9 protein-coding genes are annotated in these 12,478 nt (G+C 43.8%); 7 read left to right on the top strand and 2 right to left on the bottom strand.

Annotated elements, in window-relative coordinates:
• The first annotated feature begins 357 nt into the window (after positions 1-357).
• The 6 genes from AC0VYA_RS18500 (at position 358) to AC0VYA_RS18475 (ending at position 7,970) form a co-directional block, all read left to right on the top strand.
• The gene (locus tag AC0VYA_RS18500; RefSeq protein ID WP_475489250.1) at positions 358-2,622 is read left to right on the top strand and encodes a chondroitinase-B domain-containing protein; all 2,265 of its coding nucleotides are present in this window, start codon (positions 358-360) and stop codon (positions 2,620-2,622) included.
• Positions 2,623-2,679: 57 nt separating this feature from the next.
• Complete coding sequence (locus AC0VYA_RS18495; RefSeq protein ID WP_011576383.1) at positions 2,680-3,978, top strand: MFS transporter; 1,299 nt, start codon at positions 2,680-2,682, stop codon at positions 3,976-3,978.
• A gap of 64 nt (positions 3,979-4,042) precedes the next feature.
• On the top strand, positions 4,043-4,966 hold the full coding sequence (locus tag AC0VYA_RS18490) for a sugar kinase (RefSeq protein WP_011576382.1): 924 nt from the start codon (positions 4,043-4,045) through the stop codon (positions 4,964-4,966).
• A gap of 155 nt (positions 4,967-5,121) precedes the next feature.
• The gene (locus tag AC0VYA_RS18485) at positions 5,122-6,291 is read left to right on the top strand and encodes an NAD(P) transhydrogenase subunit alpha (protein ID WP_475489249.1); all 1,170 of its coding nucleotides are present in this window, start codon (positions 5,122-5,124) and stop codon (positions 6,289-6,291) included.
• Positions 6,291-6,572, top strand: coding sequence for an NAD(P) transhydrogenase subunit alpha part 2 (locus AC0VYA_RS18480; protein WP_006991067.1), 282 nt, complete (start codon positions 6,291-6,293; stop codon positions 6,570-6,572). Before AC0VYA_RS18485 ends, AC0VYA_RS18480 begins: the two co-directional genes overlap by 1 nt.
• 12 nt (positions 6,573-6,584) lie before the next feature.
• Positions 6,585-7,970 carry an NAD(P)(+) transhydrogenase (Re/Si-specific) subunit beta gene (locus AC0VYA_RS18475; RefSeq protein WP_006991068.1) on the top strand — a complete coding sequence of 462 codons (1,386 nt, stop codon included), beginning with the start codon at positions 6,585-6,587 and terminating at the stop codon, positions 7,968-7,970.
• A 153-nt stretch (positions 7,971-8,123) separates the two neighbouring features.
• Here the strand turns inward: AC0VYA_RS18475 and AC0VYA_RS18470 are convergent, their stop codons facing one another.
• Positions 8,124-8,534: a hypothetical protein gene (locus AC0VYA_RS18470; protein ID WP_475489248.1), complete on the bottom strand. Its 411-nt coding sequence runs from the start codon at positions 8,532-8,534 to the stop codon at positions 8,124-8,126.
• A gap of 194 nt (positions 8,535-8,728) precedes the next feature.
• On the opposite strand from AC0VYA_RS18470, the gene AC0VYA_RS18465 reads away from it, so the two are divergent.
• A complete protein-coding gene (locus AC0VYA_RS18465) occupies positions 8,729-9,721 on the top strand; it encodes a cation diffusion facilitator family transporter (protein WP_475491095.1) in 993 nt (330 codons plus the stop codon).
• Positions 9,722-9,853: 132 nt separating this feature from the next.
• On the opposite strand, the gene AC0VYA_RS18460 is transcribed toward AC0VYA_RS18465, so the two are convergent.
• On the bottom strand, positions 9,854-12,100 hold the full coding sequence (locus tag AC0VYA_RS18460; protein WP_475489247.1) for an alginate lyase family protein: 2,247 nt from the start codon (positions 12,098-12,100) through the stop codon (positions 9,854-9,856).
• Between the last annotated feature and the right edge of the window lie 378 nt (positions 12,101-12,478).

Genomic DNA, 12,478 nt, shown 5'->3' with positions numbered 1-12,478 from the left:
TTTGTTAAATTGGTTAATATTAGTTTGACATTTAATTCGACTATTGGTTACATTGGAGGTGTGGTATACGGATAATATTGCCAGCGCATATTAAAGTGATGCACGAGCAAAAGAATAAAAAGACGTATGCAACATATAACGGGTTAGATCGCCAATTTACACAAACCCTCTGTACCCTACATTTATTGTGTACTTTGGCGATTTTTTTCGACCCTGCTGTCATTTTTAAAGTGCGCTTTACATCCGCACATGTAAAGCGCACTTACTATTTGTGCTAAGGCGGCAGACATGCAGCAATCAAGATGGTAAGCATCAGATTGTTCGTTAATTTTCATAACAGGATTGGGCACTCATTTTATGCGCGCGAATTTTCACTTTATTTCTTTGGCTCGTCCGGCTCTGCTGTCGATTGTATTCATCGCGTGTCAAAACGCCTTGGCAGCAGATACTTTAGTCAAAACGCCTGAAGCCTATGAAGACGCGCTAAAAAGCGTTCAACCTGGTGACGCCATCATTTTGGCTAACGGTACATGGCAAAACTTTGAAATTTTGCTCGATGCCAAAGGCACCAAAGAGCATCCCATAACCCTACGTGGCGAAACACCCGGTAAAGTATTTCTTTCTGGGCAGTCAAACTTGCGTTTAGCCGGTGAGCATCTTGTGGTCAGTGGACTAGTGTTTAAAGATGGTTATACACCCACTGGTGAAGTTATCGCGTTTCGCCGTAATAAAGGCAAGCTCGCTAACCACAGTCGCGTAACCCAAGTTGTCATTGATAATTACAGTAATCCTGAGAAGTTCGAACAAGACAGCTGGGTGATGGTATATGGCCGACATAATCGGTTTGACCATAATCACTTAGTAGGTAAGCGCAATAAAGGTGTGACGATGGCAGTGCGTTTGACTAGCGAGTCTAGCCAGCAAAACTATCATCGCATTGACCATAATTACTTCGGCCCGCGTCCTATTCTAGGCTCTAATGGTGGCGAAACGTTGCGTATTGGTACCAGTCATCATTCGTTAACGAATTCTTTTACCACCATCGAAAATAACTTTTTTGACCGCTGTAACGGCGAAGTGGAAATCATCTCTAATAAGTCGGGCAAAAACAGTATCCGTAACAACGTATTTTTCGAATCTCGAGGCACGTTAACCTTACGCCACGGTAACGGTAATATTGTTGAAAATAACGTGTTCTTCGGTAATGGCGTTGACCATACGGGGGGCATACGAGTTATCAATCGTGACCAAATTATTCGAAATAACTACCTTGAAGGTCTAACTGGCTACCGCTTCGGCAGTGGCTTAACAGTGATGAACGGCGTACCGAATTCAAAAATTAATCGCTACCATCAAGTCGACAATGCCCTGATCGAAAACAACACTCTAGTTGATGTAAAGCATATTCAATTTGCCGCAGGCAGTGACAAAGAGCGTTCGGCAACGCCAGTCAACTCATTAGTGAGAAACAACTTGATCCTGAGTGAGCAGGGCACTGACGGAATAACGGTGTTTGATGATATCAGTGGCATTACGTTTGAAGGCAATTTGCTTAACCAAGATACCAAAGCGACCCTTGAGGAAGGATTCAAGCAGGCCAAGATTACCATGAAGCGGGCGGATAATGGCCTATTGTATCCAGCAGATGAAGCACAGCGTAAGTTTGGTGTGAGCTCTGATATAAAACCGATTGCTAAAAATGACGTCGGAGTGAGTTGGTATCCAAAAGTGGAGCCAGACGTCGCCTTCGGTTCAGGGACAACGATCCCTGTGGCGCCAGGAGATAATACCTTGTTCGATGCGATCGCTTCCGCGCAGTCAGGTGACGTTTTAATTCTACAAGGTGGAGAGTATAGGGTTTCAAAAATTCTAAAGTTGGACAAAACTCTTACTATCCGTGCACAAGATAATGCTGCTGCGGTGATTTATCCTCAACGCTCGACGCTCATTGAAATCAATAATATGGGCAACTTAACATTGGACGGTGTGCGGGTTGATGCTAAAAATGCCCCGGATGCGGCAGGGAACACGCTTATTCGCACCACCCGTTTACCTATGCAACGTAATTACCGGGTGGCGATAAAAAATAGCACTTTCGAAAACCTTAATATTAACCACTCCTATCACTTTTTTGATGTAGGCAATCGCAGTTTTGCAGACTACATTCAAGTGACTAATAGCCATTTCTCTCATATTACCGGTGACTTATTCCGCCTAGACAAGGAGACGGATGATCTGGGTATTTACAATGTTGAATATCTCACCATTGAGGATTCCACGGTAACGGATCTTGATGGAGCGATAGCAAAGGTTTATCGCGGTGGAACAGATGAAAGCACCTTTGGCCCTCATGTTGTGCTAAACAACAACACATTTAATGAAATTGGCAAAGGTAAGCGGAATAAAAGTAAAGCGAGTTTGGTATTGCACGGTACTCAGGTGAATAAGATAACGGCGAATAAGTTTATTAATACAGCTCCTGTAATCTTTGAACTTACCGTTGGTGAGCCGAAAACTTGGATAACCGATAACGTATTTGAAGGGACATCAGAACCCATTATCAAAGACCTATTTCCACTCAGCGGTGTAACAACAATTATCAGCGGAAACAAAACGCTATAGTGCCCTAATGTGTTTTTTAGCCTAATAATAACGTTAGGCAAACAAGAGTATAAAAATATGAAAATGAAAAATTTGCGTTGGTGGGTAGTGTCTCTGGTTGCCTTAGCAACCGTGATTAACTACATAGATCGTTCTGCATTAAGCGTACTTTGGCCAGATATCGTGCAAGATCTCTTTCCAGATAAATCAGATTTAGAACGTAAACAGATATACGCAAATATTTCGATTGTATTCATTTTATCTTATGCCTTTGGCCAAGCGATATTCGGTAAAATATTCGATTGGGTAGGTACTCGATTAGGCTTCGTTTTGTCTATTGGCGTGTGGTCTTTGGCAACTGCTGCTCATGCCTTCGCTCAGGGCGTACTAAGTTTCAGTATTTTTCGCGCCATTCTTGGGGTTGCAGAAGCAGGGAACTGGCCAGGCGCCGCTAAAAGTAATGCTGATTGGTTCCCCAGTAAAGAACGTGCGCTTGCCCAAGGTATTTTTAATTCAGGCGCCGCTATAGGCGGCATCATAGCTATCCCTCTTATTGCCTATCTGACCGTGTTCTTCAATTGGCAGATGGTCTTTGTGGTGATCGGTTTGGTGGGCTTACTGTGGCTTGTTCCTTGGATTATTCTGGTAAAGGCTCCGCCCAAATCACATCCATGGATCACGGAAGAAGAGCGTGCCTACATTTTAAGCGGTCAGCGCACAGTAGAGTCAGATACCACCAGTGAAGAAGACGAGTACAACCCAACTACAAAGGAGTTGCTGTCGCGCAAACAAAGCTGGGGCGTGATTATTGCCTCTGCTGCGATTGATCCCATCTGGTGGTTATTTGTTTTTTGGATCCCTATTTACTTGAACGAAGTGTACCAAATGGATGTAAAAGCGATTGGTATTTACGGTTGGGTACCTTATGTAGGGGCTATGATTGGCGCGTGGTTTGGTGGTTTGTTGGCGCAAAATCGCATCAAAGCGGGTTGGAACGTGGACAAAACCCGCAAGCTCACCATTACATTAGGTTGCCTGATCATGTTGCCCGCTTTATTAGCTATGGCTGACCCAGGCGGCCCAACGACTGCGGTTATTATCATGGCTGTTATTTTGTTTGGCTTCCAAACTGCAATAGGTAACGTGCAAACGCTACCCAGTGACCTTTATGGTAAAAAAGCGGTGGGTACCTTATCTGGCTTTTCAGGTATGGCAGCAAAATTAGGTGCTTTGGGGTTAACTGCATTAGTGCCGATTTTAACGGCAGACGGCAACTATACCCCGGCCTTCGTTATCGGAGCTTCACTGGCTGTAATTGCGATGCTGGCGATTTGGGTATTGATCCCGAAAGTAGAGCCATTAAAAAGTCAAAAGTAACTCGTTTAACCAATATTAATGAAGTTCATAGCGCTTCATTAATCACTTATACCCAGGGTGTGTTATGCAAAAAGTTGTGTTGATAGGCGAGTGCATGTTGGAACTGCGCGAAGGTAAAGATGGTGTTATGCATCAGTCATTTGCAGGGGATGCATATAATACTGCGGTTTATCAGAAGCGTGGTTTTGCGGAGCAAAATGTATGCTTCATGAGCGCAATTGGCCAAGATGTGGTCAGTGATAAATTACTCCAGCACTGTGAGAAGGCATCTCTAAACACCCAGTACTTGTCACGCAAAAGTGAACAAAACCCTGGGGTGTACATGGTGCAAACCGACGAACATGGCGAGCGTTCATTCCTCTATTGGCGAGAGAACTCAGCCGCTCGCCAACTTATGCGCTTCGTCGACAGTGAAATGGTTAATTCTATGCTCGACAGTGATTTGGTTTTTTTCTCAGGCATTTCATTGGCTGTGATACACCCAGATGACCGTCCCGCATTTTGGGCAATGCTTAAAAAATTAAAAGAGAATGGGGTCAAATTGGCTTTTGATCCTAACTACCGCCCAAGACTGTGGGCCTCGCCAGAAGAAGCGCAACAGCAATTTCATTACGCTTATCAGCTGACAGATATTCTTTTACCCGGGATTGATGACTTCGCTCAGTTGTATGACCTAACGCAACTCAGTGAAATTCTAGAGTTTTGCCAGCCTTATGACATTCACGAATTAGTCATAAAAAATGGTGCTAATAGCGTTTACTGTCAGTTGGGCAGCAATCTTATCCACCTCCCCATCGCACCTGTAGAGCATGTTGTCGACACCACCTCAGCGGGGGACTCGTTTAACGGTGTTTATCTTGGAGCCAGATTAGCAGGTAAAGAGATAGAGCATGCTGTGAGCCTAGCATCTAAGGCTGCTGCAATCGTTATTCAGTATCCCGGCGCCATCACGCCTGAGTCAGAATTTATTGAGCGTCTTAATCAATAATAGTTGACATTCATCACTGCAATTAATGTAAGTCTACGTTTTTATAACGATTTTTACATATTCTATATAACTAAACTGAATTATTAACTTGCACTCGAGCAGTGCATAGTTTGTGCACTGTTGTGAGTCAAATTGTAACAAAACTTGGAGGGCCTATGCCTATTATTGCATTTCCGGCTGAAATGAAAGCAGGTGAAAAACGCTGTGCGCTTTTACCTGTTAACGTAAAGGCATACAAATTACTGGGTGCTGATGTGCTGATTGAATCTGGCTTAGGTCAGCACATTAATGTTACTGATAATGAATACGTAGAGGCGGGAGCGAGTGTTGCTGCCAGCCGCGCAGAGTTGTTGAGCAAAGGTGACATTGTTCTGAGTTTACATAAGCTCAGTGCAGACGAAGTCTCGTTGTTAAAGCAAGACGCGCTTGTGGTGAGCTATTTGGACCCTTTCAATGAGCCCACGTTCGTGGATACGCTATGCCAAAAGGGTGTAACCAGTATCAGCATGGAAATGATCCCGCGTATTAGCCGTTGTCAAAAGATGGATGCGCTAAGCTCCCAGGCCAGTTTGGCGGGCTATGTGATGGTCATGCAAGCCGTAAATACGTTACCGACTGTACTGCCCATGATGATGACGCCCGCGGGTACATTAAAGCCAGCTAAGGTATTTATTATTGGTGCTGGTGTCGCTGGATTACAAGCAATCGCCACCGCGAAACGCTTAGGGGCAAGTGTAACTGCATTCGATACTCGTACCGTGGTAGCCGAGCAAGTACGGTCGTTAGGCGCTAAGTTTTTGGACATTGATTTGGGGGAAACAGGCGAAACCGGACAAGGTTATGCCCAAGCACTGACACCTGAGCAAATGCAAATTCAACAACGTGAGCAAGCCAAATGTATTTCTGATTCAGATATTGTGATCACCACAGCACAACTGTTCGGACGCAAACCTCCAGTACTGATTAACCAAGAAACAATAGCCTCTATGCGCCCTGGCAGTGTGATTGTCGATATGGCTGCTGAGACTGGCGGTAACGTGCAAGGCAGCGTGTCAGGGGAAACAGTTGATATTCATGGTGTGAATGTTATCGGCACAGGCGCATGGGCGAATGGCGTAGCAAAACACGCTACTCAGATGTATGCCGCTAACTTATATAACTTGATTAGCGAGTTTTGGTCGAAAGACGATAACCGCTTCGCTTTGGATATCGAAGATGAAGTGCAATCAGGTTGTATTATCACTTATCAAGGAAAAGTGGTGAATACCATGATCAGTGATTTTTATGCGTCTCAAAAACAAACTACAAAAGACGGGGTAGCGTAATGGAAGCCATTTATTTGCTATTTATTTTATTGCTGTCGATTTTCGTCGGCTTCGAATTAATTCAAAAAGTGCCTGCTACTTTGCATACACCCTTGATGTCAGGGGCGAATGCGATTTCTGGGATCACAGTGGTGGGTGCTCTGGCCTTAGCTGGAGATGAAACCTTGGGTGAATATGCCATGTACTTGGGTGCGTTCGCCGTATTTTTGGCGACGATTAACGTTGTGGGTGGGTATTTAGTCACCGATAGAATGTTAGCCATGTTCAAGAAAAAGCAGTAGGTGGAACAAGATATGACATCAAATATAGATTTAGTGATCAATTTCACTTATGTAATTTCTGCAGCCTTATTCATATTCGGCTTAAAACTTCTTGGTCACCCATCAAGCGCGCGTAAGGGCAACCTTGTTTCTGCTGTCGCTATGTTATTAGCAATAGTCGTGACCTTACTTGATAATAATATTGTGAATTTTCAATGGATTGCCATCGCCATGCTTGCTGGTGGTGTTGTTGGGTTCTTTGCCGCGCGTCTAGTGGCCATGACAGACATGCCTGAAATGGTGTCTTTGTTAAACGGTGTAGGCGGCTTAGCCAGTGTATTTGTTGCTTGGGCGACCATTCAAAGTGGCGCTGGGTTAACCGCCTTTATTTTAATCGTTACCTTTTTAGCTTTGCTGATTGGTGGCGTGACATTCTCAGGTAGTATCGTTGCTTGGGCCAAGTTGAGTGAGCGTATCACGGGCCGTGCGGTAACGTTTAGCGGCCAAGCCATTGTTAACGTGATTATCGTTTTGGCGATAGTTGCCACGGGATACGCTTTTGTTGCACAACCCGATTTTGCCTTATCGTCAGCAGAGGTTTTGTATGTTGCTTTAGCGTTGTCCCTGCTATTTGGCATCATGCTTGTTTTGCCTATCGGTGGCGCCGATATGCCAGTGGTTATCTCATTGCTTAACAGTTATTCAGGTTTAGCGGCTTGTGCAGCCGGTTTTGCACTGCAAAACAATATCCTAATTGTTGCGGGTTCACTGGTCGGGGCAAGCGGTATAATTTTGACCAACATTATGTGTAAAGCAATGAATCGTTCGTTGAGTAACGTACTGTTCTCAGGTTTCATGGCCGTGCATAAATCAGACATGGTTATCGAAGGCGAAGTGAAACCTCTTTCTGCTGACGATGCCTTCTATGTGTTAGAAGCAGCGCAGTCAGTAGTGGTTATTCCTGGCTACGGTATGGCGGTTGCACAAGCACAACACGTAATGAAAGAGTTGCAAATTCAGCTTGAAGAAAACGATTGTGAAGTAGCTTACGCTATTCACCCTGTTGCTGGGCGTATGCCTGGGCACATGAACGTGCTTCTTGCTGAAGCTGACGTTTCTTATGAGCATCTGTTCGAGATGGACGATATCAATAAGCGCATTGAAAACTTCGATGTGGCTATGGTTATCGGTGCGAACGACGTGGTTAACCCTGCCGCTCGTGAAATGAAAGGCAGCCCTATATATGGCATGCCAGTTATTAATGCTGATTTAGCCAAGAACGTATTTGTACTTAAGCGTGGAATGGCGTCGGGCTTTGCAGGGATTGATAACCCGTTATTCTTTAAACCCAATACACGCATGATATTCGGTGATGCAAAAGAAACACTGAGCAGTATCGTTAGGCAGTTTAATGATTAATCTGCCTGTGTTTGGATGACATAGAGTCACCCCAAACAACGAAAAGCCCTCTTGGCATCAGTATGCCAAGAGGGCTTTTTTATGTGGGTTTGAGACCAACTCAATTAAATATTTGGCCACTCAGCGAAAATGTAGTGGAATTGATATGAGTGTTTATCGACTTTCGAAATTTGCTAGCTTTTCGCGGTACAGCGTGCACCCTTCATAAGCTTCTTTATAATGCCACTGCTCAATGATTTTTTTCTTATCTGTGATGACGGTTAACGCACACTCAACATTGACTTGTGAAGGCTGCATCATGTCTTTGGCAATAAGGGGATCTTGGCCTTCTAAACCGTTTGCTTGCTCTGTCTCGGTCACTAAACCAATGTGATTACGTTCAATGTGAAAGGTATGAATGATTTTATTATCAATCAATTCTATATCATCAGGGAAACCAATCACGCTAAAAAGCTGATTAACAGGCTGCCCCTTGAATGGCGTTAAGCCATCTTCTAGCGGTATCAATGTGGCGCATCCAAATAATGCCAGAGGAGCAAGTATTAAGGAAAAGTAGTGTTTCATAAAGCGGCGTATTCTCAATGGATAAAGGCTGTTTAAAAGACAGAGTTTGCACGCTCAAGTTCAATTTATGCAAGCGTGCTAGCGCAATAAAGCTAAACATTTACACTTTGCATACTTTGCTAGAGGAAATGAAAGACAATGAGATTTGTGATAGTTATATCGCAACGTTAGAAATTGGATCCATCACTCAGATCATGACTCAAGTAAAAGAATCACAGCATGCGCATACTCATACTGAGCAAGGACATCCAGAACATGGGCATGCTCACCATGGACACTCTCATCAAGGTCACTCTCATCACGGACACTCTCATCACGGACACTATCACTTCGACCCTTCATCAGATCGTATTGGCTGGGCATTTTTGCTCAATGTCACCTTTACTATTATTGAGTTCATTGGCGGCTGGTTAACCAACAGTACCGCGATCATGGCGGATGCCGTACATGATTTAGGCGATAGTCTGTCCATTGGCACCGCTTGGTTTTTACAGCGCGCGGGCAATAAACAAGCGACAGCTCGATTTTCCTACGGCTTTAAGCGACTGTCATTGTTGGCTGCCATGCTTAACGGCGTGGTACTGGTGTGCGGGTCGATATGGGTACTGATTGAAAGCATACCGCGCTTGTTTGCCCCAGAAATGCCCCACACTGAGGGAATGTTTTTACTTGCCTTACTAGGCGTTGGCGTAAATGGGTTTGCTGCTTACAAATTAAGTGCAGGAAATACGCTGAATGAGCGCGTGCTAAATTGGCACTTAATTGAAGATGTTATGGGTTGGGTAGCGGTGCTGATAGTGTCAGTGGTGTTGATGTTTGTTAATTTGCCCATTCTGGATCCGTTACTTTCTATCGCGTTTACCTTATTCATTTTGTATAACGTGGTGCGCAACATTAACCTGACCCTTGGGCTATTTTTACAAGGCGCACCCGATGAACAGGTACAACTGCAAATTAAACAAAGATTACAACAAATAGCGTTTGTTGACGGTATACACCATCTGCATTTTTGGTCATTAGACGGTGAACAGCACGTGTTAACTGCGCATCTGGTGTTGAAGCAATTACTGCAGCCCGAGCAACTCGTGGCGATTAAGTGTGAAGTGGCAGAGTGCTTAAGCGAATACAAGCTTTCCCATACCACTATTGAATTTGAGTTTCCTGAGGAAGCATGCCGAGATGACTAATCTTGCTTAATCATTAATACATTCGCTGTGCTTGGCCAATAAAAGAAAAAGGGTGATTGCCTGTTAGTGGTAATCACCCTTTTTTTGACTCGTTAAAAAGCAAAAACTAACTCATCAGACGCAGGTATATAATTAAGACCCTGTATAGAAATAGGGTCCAGTCCAGCTGAATACCTTACCGTTCACCTTAAGTTTGTGTTGTTTGCTTTTCGTGGCGTCTTTGTTCGCTAGAATAAATACGCTTTTAACGCCTTTAAGGCTTTCAATCGATACAGCGGTATATGCGTCATCATCATGCACCACGCTCAGCTCGGCAATACTGCTATCGGAATTAACCGACAACTCAGACACCGGGCTATAGCTGCCATGGGGTTCAACAACTGAAGCAAAAGTGGTATTGCCGCTGTCTTTCCTGCGCAGCATGAATGCGGCATCTCTACGTAAATTGAAATCCGGATCATTCGCTCCTAACCGAGTCAGTAACAACTCGTCAGACTCCTCTGTGGCTGAGGTCAAAGTGTAGTATTTACCATCACCTAACCAAGAAAACTGCGTGGTGTTTGAAGACGGTTTGCCTTTTCCCTCTAAATACAGATGTTGATAACCATTTTGGTCACCTAATGGGTTTAAGGAGGTAGGCGAGTCATACTCAAAATTGTCGCTCAATACCTGACCCATATAATAATATGGTAGGTCGTACTGGTTTTTGCTATCAGATTTAACCTTCATAATATCCAGTAAAAACGGCTTTTCGAAACCCTTATTTTTAATAATGGCCATAGTACGGTGCATCTTTGTACCTGGATAAGCGTTACTCTCTGTTGCACTAACAACTTGTACATCATCCTTTGTATCATCATAAAAATAGAGATCAGAGTGATGCTCACTGGCAATTTCGTATTTACCACTGAAATGCATTTTTTCGTTTATTGACAAGGTGTTGTGAGCAATGGTTGTTTTAGCCCAGGTTTTATTTTCTTTTAAATAGTTACCGCCACCTTTCTGACCTATGTTAACAAAGCGCGCTAGGCCATAATCTTGCAGCACTTCATCGCCACTTTCATAAAGGGAAAACGAAAGTTTGTCATAATGACCGTGACTAAGCCCTTGTGCGGCATATTTGAATACTAAGGTAAGCTCTTCATTGCCATAGCGTAATACACTCACGCCTCCTTGATCACCTTCTTGGCCGTCACTGAGGTTAATAGAATTTTTCACAAACGGTTGGGCTTTTCCATCTCGAATCCCCATGGCGACGGCCAAACCAGACTGGTCTAGCAGTACTTGGTTTTGCTTTTCAGCAATACTTAATAATTGCGGATTTTGTTCACCGTATTGATAGGCAATATCAACTGCTGTTACCAAAGCTGGAGTGTAGTAAGACATGCCTTTTTGGCCGTCATTAAGCGGGAAGAACTCGCCATCAGCGTCGGTTAAATTTAGCAATGCGTCGACACCTTTAAGCAGAACGTTATCTTTGTGGGAAAACACCTTCATTTCAGGTTTAACATGATTCATGGCTAAACCGAAAATGAGGAAAGGATACATGGCGTAGCGCTGATAATAGGGGCCTTCGGTATAATAACCGTCGGGTGAAAAGGGGTCCTCCAAATTCGCTAAGAAACCGGCTTTCTGACCAGCCACTTTAATAAAGCCGCCGTCATTATCACGGCCACCCAACTCAAGGCCGTCGTCTTCGATGCCGTATAGCGCTCTGTCTAGTAGTTCTTCATCGTCCATCACAAGAGCGATCATACCTACTGCTGCGTTTCCCCACGTGCTGTGGTTGTGTACTCGGTTGTAAAATTGCGGATTCTCAATCGAGATGAAATCTGCGAAGGGGCGAAAAAGATTATTTTCGAGTTTGTCTCGCTCTTGTGCAGAAAGGGTATCGTAAATGGCATCATAAGCTTGAGCCATATACACCAGCCAGTTACTGTCATTCAGACATTGCCAAAATAGCTTGCCGCGAGCGTAAGAGCGTTCTTGTGGATGAACAGGCAAATCTTTATACATAGCTTCGTATTGAAATAACATGTCACGAATATATTTCGCGTATTTATCTTCCTGCAATATTTGATACAGCGCGCCGGCTTTCTGCGCCGTTAGAAAGTTGAGCTTGTGTCTTTGATGAGTGTAACCACCGGAAAAGTCTTTTGGGATGGGGGTGTCTATGCCTAACGCAATTTCAGCGTCCACTTCATTCTTTACACTTTGTACTGAGGCATCAAATAAAGGCACATTGCCTAAGTTCTGTCTGACTTTTTCAATACCAGATTTGGTCATAATCAGATTTGGATGCTCCTGCGCCTGCAATGCCAAAGGCGCATTGAGTGCAGCTGCCACTAACAGTAGGGCAGTCATTTTCATTTTTTTCATCGCTATTTTCTCCGATTGTTTACCAGTACACATATTTGAATTAATGAGGGATGGCAGGGCGTCATTGATGCTTTATCTGAACTAATGCCAGATGCTCTTTCGCTCATCTTTGATTACGCTGTATCTAGAACTGACATCATCAATGTATGTTAAATCGTAATGAGCGCGAATCGTTGAACAATTGTTAATGTAATGATATTAACTGTTGCAAATCTAACTGATTGGTAGGTTAGATGTCAAATTATTGTTATACCAAATAGTCAACCAATTTTCTTTGGACATATCTCCAATTTAGTCACATAAAATATTGGTATATCTCCGTTAAATATAGGAGGTTAGCTATGGTTTTCCTCACGTACACGCATGATTGTGATGATT

The sequence above is a fragment of the Paraglaciecola sp. QJM3NY_14 genome (assembly GCF_056173245.1).
The sequence above is the reverse complement of the archived record's forward strand: the minus strand, read 5'-3'. Positions and strand labels throughout refer to the sequence as shown.

Coding starts and splice junctions, on each gene's coding strand:
- AC0VYA_RS18500 (WP_475489250.1), top strand. CDS start 358: ATGCGCGCGAATTTTCACTTTATTTCTTTGGCTCGTCCGGCTCTGCTG.
- AC0VYA_RS18480 (WP_006991067.1), top strand. CDS start 6,291: ATGGAAGCCATTTATTTGCTATTTATTTTATTGCTGTCGATTTTCGTC.
- AC0VYA_RS18475 (WP_006991068.1), top strand. CDS start 6,585: ATGACATCAAATATAGATTTAGTGATCAATTTCACTTATGTAATTTCT.
- AC0VYA_RS18485 (WP_475489249.1), top strand. CDS start 5,122: ATGCCTATTATTGCATTTCCGGCTGAAATGAAAGCAGGTGAAAAACGC.
- AC0VYA_RS18490 (WP_011576382.1), top strand. CDS start 4,043: ATGCAAAAAGTTGTGTTGATAGGCGAGTGCATGTTGGAACTGCGCGAA.
- AC0VYA_RS18495 (WP_011576383.1), top strand. CDS start 2,680: ATGAAAATGAAAAATTTGCGTTGGTGGGTAGTGTCTCTGGTTGCCTTA.
- AC0VYA_RS18470 (WP_475489248.1), bottom strand. CDS start 8,534: ATGAAACACTACTTTTCCTTAATACTTGCTCCTCTGGCATTATTTGGA.
- AC0VYA_RS18460 (WP_475489247.1), bottom strand. CDS start 12,100: ATGAAAAAAATGAAAATGACTGCCCTACTGTTAGTGGCAGCTGCACTC.
- AC0VYA_RS18465 (WP_475491095.1), top strand. CDS start 8,729: ATGACTCAAGTAAAAGAATCACAGCATGCGCATACTCATACTGAGCAA.